The sequence below is a fragment of the Superficieibacter sp. BNK-5 genome (assembly GCF_047456055.1).
Taxonomy (GTDB): Bacteria; Pseudomonadota; Gammaproteobacteria; order Enterobacterales; family Enterobacteriaceae; genus Superficieibacter.
This window is the reverse complement of sequence record NZ_CP179893.1, coordinates 1,453,894-1,475,061: the sequence shown is the minus strand read 5'-3', so window position 1 is coordinate 1,475,061 and position 21,168 is coordinate 1,453,894. Positions and strand designations below refer to the sequence as shown.

Below are 21,168 nucleotides of genomic sequence, written 5' to 3'. Positions count from 1 at the left end.
CGACATCACGCCTGCCGCGCAGTGCGGCGACGTGAGATCCACTCAACGATTTGATGACGGTGCAGGCTGACGGAACGACCCACGACAACAACAATCAATAATGCGCCGGACAGCGCGCTGGAAATCTGGTTCGGCACGCCCGCCATTTGCAGGCCCTGCTGTAGAAAGCCCACCAGTAATACTGCTACGGCAGTGCCGATAATCGACCCCGAACCGCCATAAATATTCGCCCCGCCCAGCACCACCGCCGTTATTGCAGGCATCAGGAAAGACGTACCAAGATCCGAACGGGCAGAGCCAAAGTAAGAAACCAGCAGGACGGCGGCGATGGCAGAGGCAACGCCGGTCATGGCGTAAATGGTATACAGCGTGCGGTTCACCGGCAGCGCGCTGTACTGCGCCACGCGCGCGCTCTGGCCGATCAGAAAAATATTGCGCCCCACGTGGGTGCGGTGCATCAGCAGCCAGAAGAAGACGCCGCATACCAGGAAGAAGATCAGCGGAACAGGCATGCCGAACGGCGCGAGGTTGGCGAAATCGGTAAACGCGGCGGGGAAGCCGCCGATCCCTTCATAACCGGTCGCGCCCGACATCCCGGACAGCAGCAACGCGCTGCCGCCAAACAGATACATGGTGCCGAGGGTGATCACCAGCGGGTTAATGCCGGTGTAGATAATCAATCCGGCATTGATCAGCCCGCATAACGCGCCAAGCAGCAGCGTCAGGATGATGGCCAGCGGTAACGGCACGCCAGCCTGGAATAAGAAGCCCAGCGCGATGGCGCACAAGCCAATGGTCGATCCAAACGAGATGTCCATCCCGCCGCTGACAATCACCATCGTCAGCGGCAGAGCGACAATCCCGACACAAATAAAATCGCTGGTGCTGAACAGCAGGACATTCACGTCCAGCAGCCGCGGGTTAATGAAGCCGAAGGCCAGGATTTCCAGCACCAGTAACACGGCCAGAGCCAGTTCCCAGCTATAGCGTCGCCAGAGAGTCATTGTGCAATCTCCCGTTTTTTATTGTGTTGAGACGGTTTACGCACGGGTTTACGTTGCGGCGGCGCGGACGGCATAAAGCGGGCGTATTTCTGACGCCGCAGGTTTTTTTGCAGCGCGCGACGCAGGCGACCGTCGAACACCAGCACGCCGAGCAGCACCAGACCGGCGATAAAGTCATTCCACCAGGCCGGGATGCGCAGCAGCACCAGCACGCTGTCGATTTGCGTAAGGAAGTAGGCCCCGAGAATGGCCCCGATCACCGACCCGGAACCGCCGAGCAGACTGATCCCGCCCAGCACGCAGGCGGCAATGGCTTTCATCTCCAGCCCGGTGCCGGTCTGATTGGGGATAAAACCAATCTGCGAGGCAAAGACGATCCCGGCCAGCGCCGCCATACAGCCGTTCAGGGAAAAGGCAATAATCCGTACCATTTCGGTACGCACGCCGAGCTGACGCGCCCCCTGCAAATTATCGCCAGTGGCGTAGAAATGGCGGCCAAACGGGGTTTTTGCCAGCAGCCAGGCCATCGCCAGTAGCAGCACAAGCGTGAACCAACCGATAGCGGAAATGCCGAGGAAAGCAGGCGCGGAGAGCTGTTTCAGGCTGGCAGGTAAGCCTTCGATCCACTTGCCGCCGGTCCACAGCAGCATGATGCCGCGATACAGTCCCAGGGTGCCGAGCGTGGCGACAATCGCCGGGATTTTCAGCCACGCCACCAGCACGCCGTTAAAGAACCCCGCCGCCATGCCGAGAAGCAGCGTGGCAAAACAGGCGACCGGCAGGCTATATCCGTCATTCAGCATTAACCCGAGGAGTACCGCGCACATCCCGGTGGTCGATCCCACCGACACGTCGATATTGCGCGTCAGCATGACCATCGTGGCTCCCATCGCCAGCAGCATCAAAATCTGCGCGCTGCTGAAAATCATGGTCAGCGTCTGCATGCTCAAATAGTTGCCGTCCAGCGCGCCGGGGAAAACAAACAGGCAGACAATCGCCAGCAGCGCGGTCGCCTCCCGGTTATTTTGAATAAATTTCAACATGTTGCCTCCTTCGCGTGATGCTCGCCAAAAGCAACGTGCATAATGGTGTCGACGTTAATATCGTCACCGGACAGCGGCGGACCGCCCAGTTCGCCCTGGTGCATGACGTACACGCGGTCGGCCATCTGCTCGATTTCTTCCAGATCGGAGGAGATAAACAGCACCGCCACGTTCTGCTCGGCAATGCTGCGCAGGAGTTGATAAATATCGCTGCGGGCCGCGACGTCCACGCCGCGGGTGGGTTCATCGACAATCAGCAGTTGTGGAGAGGCTTCCAGACATTTGGCAATCAGCACCTTCTGCTGATTGCCGCCGGACAGCGTGCGGGCCGCCTGTTCTGCATCGTTGAGTTTGATATTGAGCGCCCGGTGATAACGCTCAAGAATGGCGTTATCACGCCGGGAATTAGCCCACAGGCCGCGCTGATTATGGGTCAGCGAACCGACATTCCAGGCCAGCGAGGCATCAAGATGTAATCCTGAAGACTGGCGGTCTTCCGGCAAATATACCAGCCCGTGTTGTAAACGCTGGCGCACAGACAACCCGCTGATTTCTTTACCGTTCAGCGTTATCTGTCCCGCCCGTAGTGGGCGGATGCCATAGAGCGTTTCAGCCAGCTCGGTGCGACCCGCGCCCACCAGCCCGGCAAGTCCAAGGATTTCCCCGGCGCGCACCTCCAGGCTGATATGCATAAAGCCTTCGCCGGTCAGATCGTCCAGCGTCAGCACCGTCGCACCCCGCTCGTTCCGTGGCTGGCTGCCGGGAAGTTCCAGCCAGAGCTTCTGGCTGGCGGAAAGGTTTACGCCGGTAGACGCGGGCGTGATAGCCTGAATAATCGCGTCGGTGGTCAGATCCTGCGTTTTCCCGGCCAGTGCGATTTTGCCATCGCGCATGACGCTGACGCGGTCGGCGAGCTGGCGGATCTCAGGCAGTTTATGGGAGATAAACACGATGCCGACGCCCTTTTTCAGTAAATCGCGCAGGCGGACAAACAGCCGATCGGTTTCGGCCGGAGTGAGCGAGGCGGTCGGTTCATCAAGGATTAAAATTTGCGAATCGCGCATCAACCCGCGCATGATCTCAACGATTTGCCGATCCGCCACGTCGAGCGTCCCGGCGATACTGGCGGGATCAAGCTGGCAGCCCAATGCCGTCAGCAACTGCTGCATTTTGTCGACCGACGCCTGACGCCCCCGCAGGCCAAACAGAATATTTTCCTGCACCGACAGGCTGGGGAATAACAGCGGCTCCTGTGGTACCAGGTAAATGCCCATCTGATGCGCTTTGAGCGGCGATAAATGCTGGCACCGCACGCCCGCGATATCGATGGTGCCGCCGTCGGGCGGCACAATACCGGCAATGATTTTCACCAGGGTCGATTTTCCGGCGCCGTTACCGCCAAGCAGCGCATGCACCTCTCCGGCATGGAGCGTAAAGTCGATGCCCTTCAGAACATCAACGCCGGAATAGTGCTTGCGGATGTCCTGCACGCAAAGCAGTGGGGGTGCAGAAAGATGACTGGGTTGCATTTTGCCTCCGCTCGCTCAATGATGAGTGCTGGATTGAACAAATGTTTTTTAGAAAACGAATTGTTCAAAACAGTAGTAGCAAATTGTTTACAAAAACATCACCAGGATCACATTTCATGAATAAATGAACTTTCTTGTGCAAAAAGTTCAGCCACTGTTAAATATTGTGGTGTAAGTCACAGCGAATTGTTGTGGATGACTGAACAATTGTGTTAATGAATTATAAATGTTCAAAGTGAAGCGCTATTATGACGACCAATGACAGCACCTTGATATCGGAATACGGAATGTGTGAAGAGGAGCAGGTCGCACGCATTGCATGGTTTTATTACCACGACGGCCTGACACAAAGTGAAATCAGCGAACGCCTGGGGCTTACGCGGCTGAAAGTGTCGCGACTGCTGGAGAAGGGCCACCAGTCGGGCATTATCCGCGTCCAGATCAACTCGCGTTTTGAAGGGTGTCTGGAGTATGAAGACGCACTACGCAGCCGGTTTTCACTGCGTAACATCCGCGTCCTGCCCGCACTGCCTGACGCCAATATTGGCATGCGGCTGGGGATCGGCGCATCGCATATGCTGATGGAGTCCCTGCAACCGCAGCAACTGCTGGCGGTGGGTTTTGGCGAAGCGACCATGACCACGCTGAAACGGCTGAGCGGGTTTATTTCCGCGCAGCGTATCCGGCTGGTCACGCTATCCGGCGGCGTCGGACCCTATATGACCGGCATCGGCCAACTGGACGCCGCCTGTAGCGTGAGCATTATGCCCGCGCCGCTGCGCGCCTCATCGGCGGAGATTGCCCGGACGCTGCGTAACGAAAACAGCGTCCGGGACGTGATGCTGACGGCGCAGGCGGCGGATGTCGCGGTGGTCGGCATTGGCGCTATCAGTCAAAAAGAAGAGGCGACGATTTTGCGCTCCGGCTATATCACCACTGGCGAACAACTGATGATTGGCCGCAAAGGCGCGGTGGGCGATATTCTCGGTTACTTTTTTGATGCCAACGGCGAGGTTATCCCGGAGATCAAAATTCATCAGGAGTTAATTGGCCTGAGTTTAAACTCACTCTCCACAATCCCAACCATTATCGGCGTCGCGGGTGGCGAAGAGAAAGCAGAATCGATCATCGCCGCCATGAAAGGCAATTATATCAACGCGCTGGTCACCGATCAGGCGACCGCCGCGCGAATGCTTCAACTGATTGAAAAATAATAAACAAATGAACGCTTACCTCTACAAGATGGAGCAGCAACTGACAGGAGTCCAGGTGACGACATAAATAGCCGAGGACAAACACATGGCTCGACTCTGTACCCACGCTGAATCAGGGCATTACCTGATGGCTCTGGACGCCGGTACCGGCAGCGTCAGAGCGGTGATTTTCGATCTACAAGGCAATCAAATCGCTGTTGGGCAGGCGGAATGGCAGCATCTGGCGGTGCCGGACGTGCCCGGCTCGATGGAGTTTGACCTGACAAAAAACTGGCTGCTGGCCTGCCAGTGCATCCGTCAGGCGTTACATAACGCGGACATTTCTCCCGCCGCGATTGTCGCCGTTTCCGCCTGCTCCATGCGCGAAGGGATCGTGATTTACGATGGCGACGGCGAGCCGATCTGGGCCTGCGCTAACGTGGATGCGCGCGCGGCGCATGAGGTCAGCGAGCTGAAAGAGCTGTACGACAACACCTTTGAAGAGAACGTTTACCGCTGCTCCGGGCAGACGCTGGCGCTGAGTGCCATCCCCCGCCTGCTCTGGCTGGCACATCACCGCCCGGATATTTACCGTCGGGCATCGACGGTGACGATGATCAGCGACTGGATGGCGTATATGCTCAGCGGCGAACTGGCGGTTGATCCGTCCAACGCCGGAACCACAGGACTGCTGGATTTAGTCACCCGCGACTGGAAACGCAGCCTGCTGCAAATGGCGGGTCTGCGCTCCGATATTCTGTCGCCGGTGAAAGAGACCGGCACGCCACTGGGGAAAATAACCCGACGCGCCGCGGAACAGAGTGGGTTACTTGCGGGTACGCCGGTCATTGTCGGCGGTGGTGACGTGCAGTTGGGATGCCTCGGCCTCGGCGTCGTCCAGCCCGCGCAAACGGCGGTTCTGGGCGGCACCTTCTGGCAGCAGGTGGTCAACCTCCCCTCTCCGGCGACCGATCCGAATATGAATGTGCGTATCAACCCGCATGTTATTCCGGGAATGGTACAGACCGAATCGATCAGTTTCTTTACCGGCCTGACGATGCGCTGGTTCCGCGACGCCTTCTGCGCGGAAGAGAAGCTGATTGCCGAACGGCTGGGCATTGACGCCTACACGCTGCTTGAAGAAATGGCCAGCCGGGTGCCGCCGGGCGCGCACGGCGTGATGCCCATCTTCTCCGATGTGATGCGTTTTAAGCGCTGGTATCACGCTGCGCCGTCGTTTATCAATCTCTCTATCGATCCTGAAAAATGTAATAAAGCGACGCTGTTTCGCGCGCTGGAAGAGAACGCCGCGATTGTCTCCGCCTGTAATTTACAGCAGATCGCCGATTTCTCGGGCGTACAGGCCGATTCGCTGGTATTCGCTGGCGGCGGCGCGAAAGGCAAATTATGGAGTCAGATCCTGGCCGACGTCACCGGCTTAACGGTACGGGTACCCGTAGTGAAAGAGGCGACGGCGTTAGGCTGCGCCATCGCGGCGGGCGTCGGCGCGGATATCTGGCCCTCGCTGGCGCTGACCGGCGAAAGCCTGGTGCGCTGGGATCGGGAGCATAAACCCGATCCCAAAAATCATGAGGTTTATCAGCAGGCGCGGGAGAAATGGCAGGCAGTCTATCTGGATCAGCGCGGCCTGGTGGATGACGGGCTGACGACATCGTTGTGGAAAGCGCCGGGGCTTTAAGCGGTGTCCGTTATTATTGCCCGCCGTCTGGTCCGGACGACTTCAGGATCGCGCAGTTGTGATCCTGAAGTTCCTCGGCTGACGCCAGATTCAACATCAGCACATTACGCTCGGTCGCCAGCAGTACCAGCGAGCCGTCGCTTTGCTGCGCCATTGCCAGCGCATAACGTCCCATATGCTCCCGTGCGCCGGGCACCTCTTCCGCCAGCATCATAAACGGGCTGCGCTGCGACAGCTCATTTTTCGTCACCCGGCGCGCCAGGTAATCGTGGCCGCGCAGACCACCTTCCAGCGGCAGCCAGCGGGTGCTGATGGTGGTCAGGTTATCGTTCAGGTGCGCACGCACATCGCGGCGCAGGCAGGAGATATGAATGTGGAAGTGGTTTTGCGTGCGCCCGAGGCGGGAATTGATGGCCAGCGAGACTGCCGAATCCGGCACGGGCGAACCGTTCTGTTCGCTCAGCACGTCGCGCTTTTGCCACGCCAGCCAGACGTAATCGGGCGTCTGTGGCTGGAGCAGCAGCGGACTCTCAATACCGTTGATCCGCTGAGTGGGCATCAGCAGGTATTGCAGCGGGCCGTTTTTATCTTTTAACAGCACGTAGCCTGCCCGCAGATCCGCTTCTTTACAGGGGGCCGGGTTATGGTGCTGCTGTTGTCCGGAAACGCATTGCGCGAAAGTGATATGCCTGAGGGCGTCAGGATTGCCAGAGTGCAACCAGTAAAAACCGCCTGCCGCGAGCGCAACTACCGCAATAAGCAGCACAACGATGACACGTTTAACGTTTTTCATTATCCGATCTCTTGATGCTTTTTGCCAAAGGGTACCGCATATTGATGACCAATTAAAAACGGCCCGCAAGGGCCGTTGAGATCGGTGGAAAGTTATGCCGGGCGGCGCTGCGCTTGCACCGGCCTACGAAAGGTATCAGGCGTTAACATCGGGGGCGTTATGCCGGGCGGCGCTGCGCTTACGCCGGCCTACGGGAAGGTGTCAGACGTTAACATCGGGGGCGTTATGCCGGGCGACGCTGCGCTTACGCCGGCCTACGGGAAGGTGTCAGACGTTAACATCGGGGGCGTTATGCCGGGCGGCGCTGCGCTTACGCCGGCCTACGGTGTCAATGTGCTTCTACCGTAGGCCCGGTAAGCGCAGCGCCACCGGGCAGGTTAGGTCACCCGCGCTTAACGCTTGCTAATCTGGTCAAACGTGCCGCCGTTAGAAAAATGCTCCTTTTGCGCTTTAGTCCAGCCGCCGAACTCTTCATCAATCGTGAACAGCTTCAGTTTCGGGAATTCGCTGTCATATTTCTTCGCGACTTCAGGATCGCGCGGACGATAGAAGTTCTTCGCCGCAATTTCCTGTCCTTCCGGCGAGTAGAGATACTTCAGGTACGCTTCCGCTACCGCCTGAGTGCCTTTCTTCTCAACCACTTTATCGACCACGGACACGGTCGGCTCCGCCAGGATGGACTCGCTCGGCGTCACGATTTCAAATTTGTCTTTACCCAGTTCATTCGTTGCCAGCAGCGCCTCGTTCTCCCACGCAATCAGCACGTCGCCGATACCGCGTTCAACAAAGGTATTGGTGGAACCGCGCGCGCCGGAATCCAGCACTTCGACGTTTTTGAACAGCGATTTCACGAACTCCTGTGCTTTAGCCTGATCGCCATTGTTATGGTGCAGGGCGTAGCCCCAGGCCGCCAGGTAGTTCCAGCGTGCGCCGCCGGAGCTTTTCGGGTTCGGGGTGATCACCGAAACGCCCGGTTTAATCAGGTCGTTCCAGTCATGAATTTGTTTTGGGTTGCCTTTGCGCACCAGGAACACAATGGTCGAGGTGTACGGCGCAGAGTTATCCGGCAGACGCTTGATCCAGTTTTTATCAATGCGTCCGCGCTCGGCGATGGCATCAACGTCATAGGCCAGCGCCAGGGTTACCACATCGGCTTCAATCCCGTTAATCACCGACGTCGCCTGTTTGCCTGAGCCGCCGTGCGACTGACGAATCACCACGTTATCGCCGGTCTCTTTTTTCCAGTGGGCGCTAAAAGCTTTGTTGTACTCATCGTACAGCTCGCGCGTTGGATCATAAGACACGTTTAATAGCTGAACATCCTTAGCCAGAACGCTGGTTGACGCCAGCAAAAGAGTTAATCCCACGCCCCACTTATTCATCGCCCACTCTCTGTATGTTGTGTTGTGATGAAGTTAGCGTGCCAGAAAGGCGATCAATGATTAAAGAATAAAAAAAGATTGGCTATAACCGGGAGGAATATAAAAAGGGGAAAACCCTCCCTCCGTAGAGAGAGGGTCTGAAATCAGACTTCTTCCATGCGGCCCAGCAACGCCTGTAGACGATCCTGCCAGCCCTGCTGCTGCTCGCGCAGATGATGATTTTCACGCTCCAGATCTTCACGGTTCTGCTGTGCAGAGTGAACTTCCTGAGACAGGTTGTTGTTCTTCTCTTTCAGCTCTTCGATTTCCATCTGTAACAGAGTGATGGTATCAATCGCCTGCTGTACTTTTGCTTCCAGTTTCTCAAACACTTCTAATGACATCGTCCTACCTCTCCTGAATTGCAAGGCGTTGATGGATATAAATCCTCGTCCCGAACACCGGCGACGCCTTAATGAATTAGCACACTACCATAGCTTCGATTGTATGAAGCCCCGCCCTTACTGTCCAGCGCCAACCCGCGCTGTTTGCGGATTGCGGCAATTTTCAGCCAAAACCTGATGCGTTCGTCGCAAATACCACTTAATTGTTAACCTATGCGTTAATGAAATGATTCAGCTCTCATTATTTTTCTGGCGGAAAAATACACTACATAGCGCGAAAACGCTCATTTTGTTGACGCAACACACACTTTTTAATTTCGATATTTCTCGTTTTTGCTCGTTAACGATAAATTAACATTAAACATACAATGCTGTATGGTCGTCTTCGACCGTTACGCACATAGTGCTTCTCACTTTGCTTTAGGATCGGATTATGAGCCAAACAACCACTCTGAAAGGTCAGTGCATTGCAGAATTCTTAGGCACCGGGCTGCTGATTTTTTTTGGCGTCGGCTGCGTTGCCGCATTGAAAGTCGCGGGCGCGAGCTTTGGCCAATGGGAAATCAGCATCATCTGGGGGCTGGGCGTCGCGATGGCCATCTACCTGACCGCTGGTGTCTCCGGTGCGCATCTCAACCCGGCGGTCACCATCGCCCTCTGGCTGTTCGCCTGTTTTGACGGTCGCAAAGTCGCACCGTTTATCATCGCCCAGTTCGCCGGCGCCTTCTGCTCGGCGGCGCTGGTCTACGGGCTTTACTACAACCTGTTCGCCGATTACGAACTCACGCATCATATGGTGCGCGGCAGCGTCGAAAGCCTTGATCTGGCGGGGATATTTTCTACTTATCCCAATCCACATCTCAATTTTGTGCAGGCCTTCGCAGTTGAAATGGTGATTACCGCTATCCTGATGGGCGTGATTATGGCGCTGGGAGATGACGGTAACGGCATTCCGCGCGGGCCGCTGGCACCGCTGCTGATTGGTCTGCTGATTGCGGTTATCGGCGCATCAATGGGGCCGCTCACCGGCTTCGCCATGAATCCGGCGCGTGATTTAGGCCCGAAAACCTTCGCCTGGTTTGCTGGCTGGGGTGATGTTGCCTTCACCGGCGGGAAAGATATTCCCTACTTCCTGGTGCCGCTTTTCGGACCGATTGTAGGCGCGGCGCTGGGCGCGTTCGGCTATCGTAAGCTGATTGGCCTGCACCTGCCGTGTGATATTCCGGTGGCAAAAGAAGAGAAAGACGCCGCTGCTGCCACGCAAAAAGCTTCGCTGTAATACGACTACGGGACTTATGACTATGACTGACAAAAAATATATCGTTGCGCTCGATCAGGGCACTACCAGCTCCCGCGCCGTCGTGATGGATCACGACGCCAACATCATTAGCGTGTCGCAGCGCGAGTTTGAACAAATTTATCCGAAGCCAGGCTGGGTTGAGCACGACCCGATGGAAATCTGGGCCACCCAAAGCTCCACGCTGGTCGAAGTGCTGGCAAAAGCCGATATCAATTCCGATCAGATCGCGGCCATTGGTATTACCAACCAGCGTGAAACCGCTATCGTCTGGGATCGGGAAACCGGGAAGCCAATCCATAACGCTATCGTCTGGCAGTGCCGCCGCACGGCTGAAATCTGCGAGCAGTTGAAGCGTGACGGCATGGAAGACTACATCCGTAAAACCACCGGACTGGTGATTGACCCGTACTTCTCCGGCACCAAAGTGAAGTGGATCCTCGACCACGTTGAAGGCTCCCGCGAGCGGGCGAAGCGCGGCGAACTGCTGTTCGGCACCGTTGATACCTGGCTTATCTGGAAAATGACTCAGGGCCGCGTTCACGTCACCGACTACACCAATGCTTCGCGCACCATGCTGTTCAATATTCACGAACTGGACTGGGATGACAAAATGCTGGAGGTGCTGGACATCCCGCGCGCCATGCTGCCGCAGGTTCACAAGTCCTCCGAAGTGTATGGCCAGACCAATATCGGCGGTAAAGGCGGCACGCGTATTCCGATCGCCGGGATCGCCGGCGATCAGCAGGCGGCGCTGTTCGGCCAGCTCTGCGTGAAGGAAGGGATGGCGAAAAATACCTACGGCACCGGCTGCTTTATGCTGATGAACACCGGGGAAAAAGCGGTCGCCTCTGAGCATGGTCTGCTGACCACCATCGCCTGCGGCCCGCGCGGCGAGGTCAACTATGCGCTGGAAGGCGCGGTGTTTATGGCAGGCGCATCTATTCAATGGCTGCGCGATGAAATGAAACTGATCAGCGATGCCTTTGACTCCGAATATTTCGCCACTAAAGTGCAGAATACCAACGGCGTCTATGTGGTTCCCGCCTTTACCGGTCTGGGCGCGCCTTACTGGGACCCGTATGCTCGTGGTGCGATCTTCGGCCTGACTCGTGGCGTGAATTCCAATCACATTATCCGCGCGACCCTTGAATCCATCGCTTTCCAGACCCGCGACGTGCTGGAAGCGATGCAGGCGGACTCCGGCATTCGTCTTCACGCGTTGCGCGTGGACGGCGGCGCGGTTGCCAATAATTTCCTGATGCAGTTCCAGTCCGACATTCTGGGCACCCGCGTGGAGCGTCCGGAAGTGCGTGAAGTGACCGCGCTGGGCGCGGCCTATCTGGCCGGTCTGGCGGTAGGCTTCTGGCAGAATCTGGATGAGCTACAGGAAAAAGCGGTGATTGAACGCGAGTTCCGTCCTGGCATCGAAACCACCGAGCGTAACTACCGTTACAGCGGCTGGCGAAAAGCGGTGAAACGCGCGATGGCGTGGGAAGATCACGACGAAGGATAAGATTTTCAAAAGTAACCCCGGTAAGCGTCGCGCCACCGGGGAGAATTTCCGGGTAATGGCTAACGCCTTACCCGGTTACCTGAACTGCAGGCGGTATCAGCTAAACATCGGCATCATCAGGAACAATTTAATCACTAATGCGTTGACGATATCGATAAAAAACGCGCCGACCATCGGCACCACCAGAAATGCCATATGCGACGGCCCAAAACGTTCGGTGATGGCCTGCATGTTGGCGACGGCAGTCGGTGTCGCGCCAAGACCAAAACCGCAGTGTCCGGCAGCCAGCACGGCGGCATCATAGTTTTTCCCCATCATCCGCCAGGTCACAAACACCGCAAAAAGCGCCATTGCCAGCGTTTGTACCGCCAGGATGGCGAGCATCGGCAGCGCCAGCGATGCCAGTTCCCAGAGCTTCAGGCTCATCAACGCCATTGCCAGAAACAGCGACAGGCAGACGTTGCCCAGCACCGAAACCGCGCGTTCAAATACCCGATAAAAACCCATTAACGCCAGGCCGTTGCTGAGCAGCACGCCAATAAACAGCACGCAAACAAAGGTTGGTAGCTCCAGCGCGGTTCCCGCTAACAGTTTCGCAATCACTTTCCCCAACGTCAGACAAATCGCGATCAGCGCGATGGACTCGATTAACACCAGTGAGGTGATCATGCGTCCGACATCGGGCTTTTCGAAGGCGGTCGGGGTGGCTAAATCATCAGGCGTGCCGTCCGGCGTGGGCGAGTGTTTGACCAGAAAACGCGCCACTGGCCCGCCAATCAGCCCGCCCAGCACCAGACCGAAGGTAGCGCAGGCCATCGCCACTTCGGTCGCGCTGGTGAAACCGTAACGCTCGGAGAAGAGTTTGCCCCACGCCGCCCCGGTGCCGTGCCCGCCGGAAAGCGTGATCGACCCGGCAAGCAGCCCCATCAGCGGGTCCAGACCCAGCGCTTTTGCCATACCGATGCCGATGGCGTTTTGCATCACCAGCAGCCCCACCACGGCAATCAGAAAGATGCCCACCACTTTGCCGCCCGCTCGCAGGCTGGCAATGTTAGCGTTAAGGCCAATGGTGGCAAAAAAGGCCAGCATGAGCGGATCTTTCAGACTCATATCAAAGTCGATTTCCCAGCCCATGCTTTTTTTCAGCACCAGCAATGCCAGCGCTACCAGCAGGCCGCCTGCGACCGGTTCAGGAATGGTGTATTTTTCAAAGAAGGGGACCGTATGGACCAGTTTACGCCCTAACAGCAGCACCAGGGTGGCGGCTACCAGCGTCGATAATGTATCAAGGTAGAACATAACTTAAGCTCCTTAATCAACGCATGATCCATTCATACGCGACAAATTTCCCATGTCGTCATGGCCTCATCATGAGGTAAGGGACCGATTGTAAGCAATAATGTGACCAAAGTGACAAAAAAGTGAGAATGAAGCCCTTTCGGCTGTCTGTTAGTACAAAAAGTTATGACGCCGTATAGTGCATAACTTTTTATGGCCGCCCTGCAAGCAACCGTTTGCTTTTACCTGTCAGTCGGCTAAAATCCCCCCTTTTCCACCGCGGGATTGCCTCTGATGTCTGCTCACACCGTCGAATCTGAACACGCGCAACCGATTGCTCCTGTGCAGAATAGCGAATTGATTTACCGCCTCGAAGATCGTCCTCCCCTGCCCCAGACCATGTTTGCCGCCTGCCAGCACCTGCTGGCGATGTTCGTTGCGGTCATCACCCCTGCGCTGCTGATTTGTCAGGCGCTGGGATTACCGGCAGAGGATACCCAGCACATCATCAGCATGTCGCTGTTCGCGTCCGGTGTGGCTTCCATCATTCAGATTAAAGCCTGGGGGCCGGTCGGCTCCGGGCTGCTCTCGATTCAGGGCACCAGCTTCAACTTTGTCGCCCCGCTGATCATGGGCGGCACGGCATTAAAAACCGGCGGTGCGGACGTTCCGACCATGATGGCGGCGCTGTTTGGCACCCTGATGCTGGCAAGCTGTACTGAAATGGTCATCTCCCGCATTCTGCATCTGGCGCGCCGCATTATTACCCCGCTGGTCTCCGGCGTGGTGGTGATGATTATCGGGCTGTCGCTGATTCAGGTTGGCCTGACCTCCATCGGCGGTGGCTTTGCCGCGATGAACGATCACACGTTCGGCGCGCCGAAAAACCTGCTGCTGGCGGGCGTGGTACTGGCGGTCATCATTCTGCTAAACCGTCAGCGCAACCCGTACCTGCGCGTCGCCTCGCTGGTGATTGCGATGGCGGCTGGCTATCTGCTGGCCTGGTTTATGGGCATGCTGCCGGAAGGCAACGCGCCAACCAACAGCCCGCTGATCATGGTGCCGACGCCGCTATATTACGGCCTTGGTATTGACTGGAACCTGCTGTTGCCGCTGATGCTGGTGTTTATGATCACCTCGCTGGAAACTATCGGCGATATCACCGCTACCTCCGACGTCTCCGAGCAGCCAGTCTCCGGCCCGCTGTATATGAAGCGTCTGAAAGGCGGCGTGCTGGCGAACGGTCTGAACTCGTTTGTCTCTGCCGTCTTTAATACCTTCCCCAATTCCTGCTTCGGGCAAAATAACGGCGTGATCCAGTTGACCGGCGTTGCCAGCCGCTATGTCGGTTTTGTGGTGGCGCTGATGCTGATCGTGCTCGGCCTGTTCCCGGCAGTGAGTGGTTTTGTGCAGCATATCCCGGAACCGGTGCTGGGCGGCGCAACGCTGGTAATGTTTGGCACCATCGCCGCCTCCGGCGTGCGCATTGTCTCCCGCGAGCCGCTGAACCGCCGCGCCATCATGATTATCGCCCTGTCGCTGGCCGTCGGTCTTGGCGTCTCTCAGCAGCCGCTGATCCTGCAATTTGCCCCGGACTGGGTGAAAAACCTGCTCTCCTCCGGCATCGCTGCAGGCGGCATTACCGCGATTGTGCTGAACCTGCTTTTCCCGCCAGAGAAAAATTGATCTGCCGCGGCAGCGGGCCTGACCCGCTGCCGCTGTAACGCACTTTCACTATTCCTTCCTTGAGGATTTCCTGTAATTCGGGCATAACTCCCTTATGTTTATTTCTCGGGAAGGATGACCATGAAATTTCTCGGAAAACTGATCGCCTGGATTCTGATTGCCGTACTGGTGGTCATTATCGCGTTCTGGTTCCTTGTTCAGACGCGCTGGGGAGCGAAACAGGTCAGCGGCTGGATTAGCGATAACAGCGACTACCAGCTGACGTTTGACGCCATCGATCACCGCTTCTCATCGCCTTCGCATATTTTATTAAAGAACGTAACGTTTGGCCGCGACGGTAAACCCGCCACGCTGGATGCCAAAACCGTGGATATCGGGCTGAGCAGCCGCCAGTTCACCGATCCGCTACATGCGGACGCGATTATTTTGCAGGACGGCACGCTGAATTTGTCGCCTGCCACCGCGCCATTGCCCATTCGCGCGGACCGTCTTCAGTTAATAAATATGGCGTTTAACAGCCCGGAGACCGGCTGGGATCTCAGCGCCCAGCGCGTCACCGGCGGCGTAAGCCCGTGGCTGCCGGAAGCGGGAAATGTCCTCGGGAGTAAAGCCGATATCATGATGAGCGCCGGCTCGCTGACATTGAACGGCGTACCTGCCAGCAACGTACTGATTCAGGGCAGTATCGATCACAATAACGTTAATCTGAGCACCATTGGCGCGGATCTGGCGCGCGGTTCGCTGACCGGCACCGCGCGGCGTAATGCCGACGGCGGCTGGATCGTCGACAGCCTGCAAATGAACGACATCCGCCTGCAAAGTGATAAAACCCTGGCGGACTTTTTTGCGCCGCTGACGACCGTGCCCTCCCTGCAAATCAACCGTCTGGATGTAACGGACGCACAGCTTCAGGGGCCGGACTGGGCAATTATCGACCTCGATCTCAGCCTGCGCGATCTGACGCTCAGTAAAGAGGACTGGCAAAGCCAGGGCGGTAAGCTGTCTATGAACGCCAGCGAATTTATCTACGGCTCGCTGCATTTGAACGATCCCATTCTCAACGCCGAGTTTTCTCCGCAGGGCGTGGCGCTGCGCCAGTTCACTTCGCGCTGGGAAGGCGGCATGGTCCGCACGTCAGGCAACTGGCTGCGCGACGGTAAAACGCTGGTGCTGGACGACTTTGCGCTCGCCGGGCTGGAATACACCCTGCCGCCTAACTGGAAACAGCTATGGATGACCCAGCTCCCGCCGTGGTTACAGGGCGTGACGATTAACCGCCTGACCGCCAGCCGTAATCTGGTGATTGATATCGACCCGGCGTTTCCGTGGCAGCTTACGGCGCTCGACGGCTACGGCAGCTATTTGCAGGTGGCAAAAAATCGCCAGTGGGGGATCTGGGGCGGCGCAGGCGGGCTGAACGCCGCCGCCGCCACGTTCAACCGGGTGGACGTTCGCCGACCCTCGATCAAGCTTACCGCTAATGGCTCGACGGTGAATATCAGCGAACTGAGCGCCTTTACGGAAAAAGGGCTGCTGGAAGCTACCGCTACGGTGTCGCAGCTTCCACAGCGGCAGCTTAACGTCAGCCTCAACGGGCGCGGCGTGCCGCTGTCTATCCTGCAACAGTGGGGATGGCCCGCGCTGCCGATCTCCGGCGACGGCAATGTGCAACTGACCGCCAGCGGAACGTTACAGGCCGATGCACCGCTGAAACCGTCGGTGAACGGTCAACTGCGGGCGGTGAATATGAGTAAGCAGCAGGTGACGCAGACGATGCGCGGCGGCATGGTGAGCGGCGGAAACGAAGGTTCGGTGCCGGTGAGTCCACCCTCATCCCGGCCCTCTCCCTGAGGGAGAGGGGAAACGCCACCATCGCAGTAGCGTTATAATTTAAACGACCAGACGCTGATACTCATTACACAGCAGCCACTTCACCGGCTCGTTTTCTTCAACGGTGGAGTAGCGTTCGCCTGCCTCAAGAAAATGGTTATCCTGCCTGTCGTCATTCACCATCGAAATTTCCCAGCCGAGCACCAGCGATTTTTCCGCCCAGAAACGGTGGTAAAGCCGCTGGGGAAGGCAAACGCCCTGCCCCGGTTTTAGCACCAGCGTGTCCGTGGGCCGAAGAGTGCGGCGACGCCCGTCCACAGCAACGTCAATGGTCCGCCGCAGGTCCTGTTGATTATCCTCCGTGGACCACGCCAGCTGCATACATAAATCGCCGCCGCCCCGGTTGAGGATATCTTCCATTTTATGCGTATGAAAATGCCAGGGCGTATGCTGATCCTGCTGGATTTGCAGCATTTTTTCGGCGTAGGGTTTCGGATACTGCGCATGATGCAGCGCGCCGTTGCGTAAGGTCAGCAGCGTTAATCCGGTATCGGCAAAATCTCCCCGGCCAAAATCGGTAATATCCCAGCCAAGCTGTAAATCCAGCACTTCCTGCCATTCGTCCAGCGGCTGTTGCCGCCACGCCGCGGCGGTAAAGTAAGCGAAATCAGGTAAACACAGCCGAAAGCTTTCCGCGACCGCGTGCGCCTTATCTATCGCGTAATTTATTGATGAACGCTTCATGTTAGCCTCCTGTGCAGACGCCATCTGAGGCGGGCGAACCCGCCTCGCAGGAATTAATAGAGCGTCGCTTTACCGGTTGAACCAAATAGCTTCATTTTGTAGCGAATAACCTCACGCGCGGCGTTAATCGGTTCCGGGTAAATCACATTCGGATCCCACCAGGTCTCTTTACCCAGAATTTCACGCACTTTCTGGAAGTAGGCATATTTCATATCGCTGGAGATATTGATTTTGCCGACGCCCAGGGTTACCGACTCGGCAATTTCCGCATCCGGGTTCGCGGAGCCGCCGTGCAGTACCAGCGGGATGGACAAGCGGCCAGCGATCTCACGCAGGATGTGCATCTGGAGTTTGGGCTGCATCCCTTTCGGGTAGATCCCATGAGCAGTACCAATCGCCACCGCCAGTGTATCGACGCCGGTTCGGGCGACAAAATCCTCCGCCTGCGCCGGATCGGTATACGTCACTTCAGAAACGCCGCCCTCCACGGACGTGCCGGTTTGCCCGATAGTACCCAGTTCCCCTTCCACGGAGACAGCCACGGCATGCGCCAGTTTGACTACCTCACGGGTCAGCGCCACGTTCTCTTCGTAGGGCAACAGCGAGCCGTCGATCATCACCGACGTGAAGCCGCACTGGATGGCGCGCAGCACGTGCTCTACTGATGCGCCGTGATCGAGGTGCAGCGTGAACGGGACCGGGCTGCGACGGGTGATTTCGCGGACGTAGCCAAAAAAGCTGTCGCCGAGGAAGTCATGCTCGCTGGGATGAACGGAGATAATCGCCGGGGTGTTGGTCGCTTCAGCTTCTTCAACCACGGCACGGATAAAGCAGCTATCCGCCACGTTAAATGCGCCAATGGCAAAACCGTGCTGGCGGGTGGGTTTCAGCAGTTCTTTCATCGAAACTAACATCATCATTCTCCAGTTTCAGAGTGTAGTAAGCCCTGCCAGGGCGTTGACGCGCTGACATATAAGGCGTTACAGGAATGAAATCAGGCTTTGCCGATCGCGCCGGATGCCTGAAGGTAAGGGGTTATGGCCTCTTCGCTGGCCCGCTCCATGACGGCCATCACGTCGGCCAGTTCAGCGGCGCTGTCATGGCACAGCGCATGTAGCAATGCGGCTTTCCCGGTCTCAAAGATTGCCGCACCGACGTTAATTTTCGCCACGCCCAGCGCCGGACAACGTGCGAGCTGATCGAACGGAGTACCGCTGCCGCCGTGAAGCGCCAGAGGGACGCTCGACAGACGGGCGATCTCCGCCAGCCGATCAAAATCGAGGTTCGGCGTCACGCCGGGCGCATACATGCCGTGCGCGGTGCCGACGGAGACCGCCAGCAGATCGATCCCGGTCTGGCGGATAAACGGCTCCACGTCGCCGGGCTGCGTCATCAAATCGACATTGGTGGCATGGTCATAGCGCGGCGCATCCGCCAGATGACCAAGTTCGCCTTCCACGCATACTCCTGCACTGGCGGCCAGCTCGACCACCGCCCGCGTCTGGCGGATATTCTCCGCCAGCGGAAATGCCGAGGCATCAATCATCAACCCGTTAAAACCGGCGCGAAACGCCTGATAAATCAACGCAGGCTCTTTTCCATGATCCAGACTCAACGCCACTGGTACCGCGGCCTCGTCCGCCAGCGCTTTCACCACGGAGGCGGCGACGCTGGCGGGGAAGTGGGAAAGATGCCCCTGATAAAGATTGAGGATAATGGGCGCGCGATGGGTTTCCGCCGCGCGGATCGCCGCCCGGGCGCTTTCCAGATTCATACAGTTAATCGCCAGCAGCGCATAATGCTCACGCCAGGCTTTCGTCACCATACTTTTCATATCGGCAAACATACGGCCTCCGGTTATTCCAGGGTAAAGGTGATCTCTTCGTCTTTCACTTTCTGATCGCTTAACTCGTCAAACTCCTCATCCCGCTCGGTCACCGGTTTCTTCCACAGCGACAGCATGACGCCGCAAATCACGGTGCCGATACCCAGCGCCAGGCAGAACAGCAGTGGATGGGTAAACAGCGGTACCACAAACATGCCGCCGTGCGGCACCGGGCTTTCCACGCCCCATACCATGATCAACCCGCCAGCCACCGCCGAGGCCACCACGCAGGAGCCGACAACCCTCAGCAAATCGCGGGCGGCAATAGGGATCACGCCTTCGGTAATCATGCAAATGCCCATCGGGAAAGCCGCTTTCAGCGCTTCACGCTCGGCGCGGGTATATTTATGGCGGGTCAGCAGAAACGACAGCGTAATGCCGAACGGCGGGATGATAGAGCCGACAAACTTGACGGCCTCCGGCCCGTACACTCCGCTGACGAGCAGGCCATCGGCAAACAGCGACATGGTTTTATTCACCGGACCGCCGAAATCGAACGTCGCCATCGCGCCGAGGATCGCCCCCATCAGAAAACGCGATCCGCCCTGCATCGATTCGAGCATGTGGATCAGCGCATCCTGCAACCAGGCGATTGGCTTACCAATGAGCGTCATCATCAGCAGACCGCCGATAATCGTGCTCAGTACCGGCAGTACCATTATCGGCATCAGCCCCTGCATCGACTGCGGCAACCGGATATAGCGTTTCAGCAGCAGCACGGTATAGCCCACTAAAAATCCGCCGAGCATGCCACCGATAAAACCGGTATGAATTTCACCGCACACAAACCCGACAATCAGACCGGGGGCAAAACCGGGGCGGTCAGCGATGGAATAGGCAATGGCGGCGCTGATCAGCGGAACAATAAGCCCCATACCCCAGCCGCCGATTTGATTCAGCATCCACGGAACCGACCCTGTCTTCTCGCCAACGTTGGTACCGCCTAATATCTGCCCAAGGGCGATGCATATACCCGCCGCGACAATCAACGGGATCATCCAGGAAATTCCCGTCAAAAGATGTTTTTTAATTTCCTGCGACACCGGAATTTTATGTTCACTCATGTGAGATCCCTCCAGAATAAGGATCATGCATTAGCAATTGATTTTTCCACCTTTTCAAGAAATTGAATTGGCGATTTAATAACAACTTCCGTTTTAACGCGAACTATCCTTTTATTTTTGAATCTTTCCTCTCCTTTTATTTTTACATCCACGGCCAGAATCACGACATCTGCGGCAGCAATATCCTCCGCGGGTAATTCATTTTCTGTGCCGATGGTTCCCTGTGTTTCTACTTTGATATTATGGCCCAGCGCTTTCGCGCCTTTAATCAGTTTTTCGCGGGCAATATAGGTATGCGCAATGCCCGCGGTACAGGCGGCGACACAAACAATATTCATGACATGCTCCCGTTAAAATAGTTAGCAAACATCCGATTCAGCGTACTGGCTAAAAAGATCGATAATCCGCTGCGGGCTTTTCTCTTCAAGCAGTTGATTAATAATGTCGTCGTCCGCAAGCGCCCCGGCGACCTGTGACAATAAGCGAATATGGGTGGTATTTTGATCTTCGAGGCGGACGGCAAACAGAATAATGCACCGCACGCTGCTACCATCCAGCGTCTCCCAGGGAATGTCATGCCGCGTGCGGCCAATAGCCAGCGTCGTGTTGACCACCGCGGAGGACTTACCGTGCGGGATCGCAATATGGTTTTCAAAACCGGTCGACCCTTCCGCTTCGCGCTGCCAGACATCCTGAATAAACGTATCACGGCAGGTAATAGCGCCATCTCGCTGTAAGAGATCGGTTAATTCCTCTATCGCCTCCTCTTTATTTTTCGCCTTCATATCTAAAAGAACACGATTCGTATTCAGAATTTTACTTATGTCCATAGTCCTACCTCA

Annotated in this window: 19 protein-coding genes; 6 read left to right on the top strand and 13 right to left on the bottom strand. The window is 56.9% G+C overall.

Features of this window, described 5'->3' with window-relative positions; genetic code table 11:
* Positions 1 to 5 precede the first annotated feature (5 nt).
* The 3 genes from lsrD to lsrA are packed head-to-tail and all read right to left on the bottom strand — an operon-like array spanning position 6 to position 3,576.
* Complete coding sequence (gene lsrD / locus ACMGGS_RS07070) at positions 6 to 1,004, bottom strand: autoinducer 2 ABC transporter permease LsrD (RefSeq protein WP_414165545.1); 999 nt, start codon at positions 1,002 to 1,004, stop codon at positions 6 to 8.
* A complete protein-coding gene (gene lsrC, locus ACMGGS_RS07065) occupies positions 1,001 to 2,047 on the bottom strand; it encodes an autoinducer 2 ABC transporter permease LsrC (RefSeq protein ID WP_414165544.1) in 1,047 nt (348 codons plus the stop codon). Before lsrC ends, lsrD begins: the two co-directional genes overlap by 4 nt.
* A complete protein-coding gene (gene lsrA / locus ACMGGS_RS07060) occupies positions 2,041 to 3,576 on the bottom strand; it encodes an autoinducer 2 ABC transporter ATP-binding protein LsrA (protein ID WP_414165543.1) in 1,536 nt (511 codons plus the stop codon). Before lsrA ends, lsrC begins: the two co-directional genes overlap by 7 nt.
* Before the next feature lie 248 nt (positions 3,577 to 3,824).
* Between lsrA and lsrR the strand changes: the two genes are divergently transcribed.
* Entirely contained in the window at positions 3,825 to 4,790 is a 966-nt protein-coding gene (gene lsrR, locus ACMGGS_RS07055; RefSeq protein ID WP_176917046.1) for a transcriptional regulator LsrR, read from the top strand.
* A gap of 85 nt (positions 4,791 to 4,875) precedes the next feature.
* Positions 4,876 to 6,468 (top strand): autoinducer-2 kinase, encoded by a 1,593-nt coding sequence (gene lsrK, locus ACMGGS_RS07050; RefSeq protein ID WP_414165542.1) that lies wholly within the window; start codon positions 4,876 to 4,878, stop codon positions 6,466 to 6,468.
* A gap of 13 nt (positions 6,469 to 6,481) precedes the next feature.
* On the opposite strand, the gene ACMGGS_RS07045 is transcribed toward lsrK, so the two are convergent.
* The 3 genes from ACMGGS_RS07045 to zapB all read right to left on the bottom strand — a co-directional run bounded on the left by ACMGGS_RS07045 (position 6,482) and on the right by zapB (position 9,026).
* Positions 6,482 to 7,261, bottom strand: coding sequence for a CDP-diacylglycerol diphosphatase (locus ACMGGS_RS07045; protein WP_414165541.1), 780 nt, complete (start codon positions 7,259 to 7,261; stop codon positions 6,482 to 6,484).
* A gap of 392 nt (positions 7,262 to 7,653) precedes the next feature.
* The gene (locus ACMGGS_RS07040) at positions 7,654 to 8,643 is read right to left on the bottom strand and encodes a sulfate ABC transporter substrate-binding protein (protein WP_414165540.1); all 990 of its coding nucleotides are present in this window, start codon (positions 8,641 to 8,643) and stop codon (positions 7,654 to 7,656) included.
* 143 nt (positions 8,644 to 8,786) lie between these two features.
* Positions 8,787 to 9,026, bottom strand: coding sequence for a septal ring assembly protein ZapB (gene zapB / locus ACMGGS_RS07035; RefSeq protein ID WP_103676369.1), 240 nt, complete (start codon positions 9,024 to 9,026; stop codon positions 8,787 to 8,789).
* A 433-nt stretch (positions 9,027 to 9,459) separates the two neighbouring features.
* Between zapB and ACMGGS_RS07030 the strand changes: the two genes are divergently transcribed.
* Both ACMGGS_RS07030 and glpK read left to right on the top strand, forming a co-directional pair.
* A complete protein-coding gene (locus ACMGGS_RS07030; protein ID WP_194207607.1) occupies positions 9,460 to 10,305 on the top strand; it encodes an MIP/aquaporin family protein in 846 nt (281 codons plus the stop codon).
* Positions 10,306 to 10,327: 22 nt separating this feature from the next.
* Positions 10,328 to 11,839 carry a glycerol kinase GlpK gene (gene glpK, locus ACMGGS_RS07025; protein ID WP_414165539.1) on the top strand — a complete coding sequence of 504 codons (1,512 nt, stop codon included), beginning with the start codon at positions 10,328 to 10,330 and terminating at the stop codon, positions 11,837 to 11,839.
* A gap of 96 nt (positions 11,840 to 11,935) precedes the next feature.
* On the opposite strand, the gene gltS is transcribed toward glpK, so the two are convergent.
* The gene (gene gltS, locus ACMGGS_RS07020) at positions 11,936 to 13,138 is read right to left on the bottom strand and encodes a sodium/glutamate symporter (protein WP_414165538.1); all 1,203 of its coding nucleotides are present in this window, start codon (positions 13,136 to 13,138) and stop codon (positions 11,936 to 11,938) included.
* 273 nt (positions 13,139 to 13,411) lie between these two features.
* On the opposite strand from gltS, the gene xanP reads away from it, so the two are divergent.
* Together xanP and ACMGGS_RS07010 are read left to right on the top strand one after the other, a co-directional pair.
* A complete protein-coding gene (xanP, locus tag ACMGGS_RS07015; protein ID WP_414165537.1) occupies positions 13,412 to 14,803 on the top strand; it encodes a xanthine/proton symporter XanP in 1,392 nt (463 codons plus the stop codon).
* 120 nt (positions 14,804 to 14,923) lie between these two features.
* Positions 14,924 to 16,654: an AsmA family protein gene (locus ACMGGS_RS07010; protein ID WP_414165536.1), complete on the top strand. Its 1,731-nt coding sequence runs from the start codon at positions 14,924 to 14,926 to the stop codon at positions 16,652 to 16,654.
* A gap of 39 nt (positions 16,655 to 16,693) precedes the next feature.
* Here the strand turns inward: ACMGGS_RS07010 and ACMGGS_RS07005 are convergent, their stop codons facing one another.
* The 6 genes from ACMGGS_RS07005 to ACMGGS_RS06980 all read right to left on the bottom strand — a co-directional run bounded on the left by ACMGGS_RS07005 (position 16,694) and on the right by ACMGGS_RS06980 (position 21,156).
* Positions 16,694 to 17,377 (bottom strand): D-lyxose/D-mannose family sugar isomerase, encoded by a 684-nt coding sequence (locus ACMGGS_RS07005; RefSeq protein WP_414165535.1) that lies wholly within the window; start codon positions 17,375 to 17,377, stop codon positions 16,694 to 16,696.
* Between the two features lie 53 nt (positions 17,378 to 17,430).
* Positions 17,431 to 18,291 (bottom strand): ketose-bisphosphate aldolase, encoded by an 861-nt coding sequence (locus ACMGGS_RS07000; RefSeq protein ID WP_414166217.1) that lies wholly within the window; start codon positions 18,289 to 18,291, stop codon positions 17,431 to 17,433.
* A gap of 80 nt (positions 18,292 to 18,371) precedes the next feature.
* Positions 18,372 to 19,223, bottom strand: coding sequence for a class II fructose-bisphosphate aldolase (locus ACMGGS_RS06995; RefSeq protein ID WP_414165534.1), 852 nt, complete (start codon positions 19,221 to 19,223; stop codon positions 18,372 to 18,374).
* An 11-nt stretch (positions 19,224 to 19,234) separates the two neighbouring features.
* A complete protein-coding gene (locus ACMGGS_RS06990) occupies positions 19,235 to 20,326 on the bottom strand; it encodes a PTS fructose transporter subunit IIC (protein WP_176917034.1) in 1,092 nt (363 codons plus the stop codon).
* Positions 20,327 to 20,349: 23 nt separating this feature from the next.
* Complete coding sequence (locus ACMGGS_RS06985; RefSeq protein WP_176917033.1) at positions 20,350 to 20,664, bottom strand: PTS fructose transporter subunit IIB; 315 nt, start codon at positions 20,662 to 20,664, stop codon at positions 20,350 to 20,352.
* Positions 20,665 to 20,685: 21 nt separating this feature from the next.
* Positions 20,686 to 21,156 carry a PTS sugar transporter subunit IIA gene (locus ACMGGS_RS06980; protein ID WP_176917032.1) on the bottom strand — a complete coding sequence of 157 codons (471 nt, stop codon included), beginning with the start codon at positions 21,154 to 21,156 and terminating at the stop codon, positions 20,686 to 20,688.
* Between the last annotated feature and the right edge of the window lie 12 nt (positions 21,157 to 21,168).

Excerpts from the sequence above, each read along its gene's own strand:
- ACMGGS_RS07045 (WP_414165541.1), bottom strand. The coding sequence starts at position 7,261 with ATGAAAAACGTTAAACGTGTCATCGTTGTGCTGCTTATTGCGGTAGTT.
- zapB (WP_103676369.1), bottom strand. The coding sequence starts at position 9,026 with ATGTCATTAGAAGTGTTTGAGAAACTGGAAGCAAAAGTACAGCAGGCG.
- ACMGGS_RS07005 (WP_414165535.1), bottom strand. The coding sequence starts at position 17,377 with ATGAAGCGTTCATCAATAAATTACGCGATAGATAAGGCGCACGCGGTC.
- lsrD (WP_414165545.1), bottom strand. The coding sequence starts at position 1,004 with ATGACTCTCTGGCGACGCTATAGCTGGGAACTGGCTCTGGCCGTGTTA.
- lsrK (WP_414165542.1), top strand. The coding sequence starts at position 4,876 with ATGGCTCGACTCTGTACCCACGCTGAATCAGGGCATTACCTGATGGCT.
- ACMGGS_RS06980 (WP_176917032.1), bottom strand. The coding sequence starts at position 21,156 with ATGGACATAAGTAAAATTCTGAATACGAATCGTGTTCTTTTAGATATG.
- glpK (WP_414165539.1), top strand. The coding sequence starts at position 10,328 with ATGACTGACAAAAAATATATCGTTGCGCTCGATCAGGGCACTACCAGC.
- ACMGGS_RS07040 (WP_414165540.1), bottom strand. The coding sequence starts at position 8,643 with ATGAATAAGTGGGGCGTGGGATTAACTCTTTTGCTGGCGTCAACCAGC.
- ACMGGS_RS06995 (WP_414165534.1), bottom strand. The coding sequence starts at position 19,223 with ATGTTTGCCGATATGAAAAGTATGGTGACGAAAGCCTGGCGTGAGCAT.
- lsrR (WP_176917046.1), top strand. The coding sequence starts at position 3,825 with ATGACGACCAATGACAGCACCTTGATATCGGAATACGGAATGTGTGAA.
- ACMGGS_RS06985 (WP_176917033.1), bottom strand. The coding sequence starts at position 20,664 with ATGAATATTGTTTGTGTCGCCGCCTGTACCGCGGGCATTGCGCATACC.
- ACMGGS_RS06990 (WP_176917034.1), bottom strand. The coding sequence starts at position 20,326 with ATGAGTGAACATAAAATTCCGGTGTCGCAGGAAATTAAAAAACATCTT.
- gltS (WP_414165538.1), bottom strand. The coding sequence starts at position 13,138 with ATGTTCTACCTTGATACATTATCGACGCTGGTAGCCGCCACCCTGGTG.
- xanP (WP_414165537.1), top strand. The coding sequence starts at position 13,412 with ATGTCTGCTCACACCGTCGAATCTGAACACGCGCAACCGATTGCTCCT.
- lsrA (WP_414165543.1), bottom strand. The coding sequence starts at position 3,576 with ATGCAACCCAGTCATCTTTCTGCACCCCCACTGCTTTGCGTGCAGGAC.
- ACMGGS_RS07030 (WP_194207607.1), top strand. The coding sequence starts at position 9,460 with ATGAGCCAAACAACCACTCTGAAAGGTCAGTGCATTGCAGAATTCTTA.
- ACMGGS_RS07010 (WP_414165536.1), top strand. The coding sequence starts at position 14,924 with ATGAAATTTCTCGGAAAACTGATCGCCTGGATTCTGATTGCCGTACTG.
- lsrC (WP_414165544.1), bottom strand. The coding sequence starts at position 2,047 with ATGTTGAAATTTATTCAAAATAACCGGGAGGCGACCGCGCTGCTGGCG.
- ACMGGS_RS07000 (WP_414166217.1), bottom strand. The coding sequence starts at position 18,291 with ATGTTAGTTTCGATGAAAGAACTGCTGAAACCCACCCGCCAGCACGGT.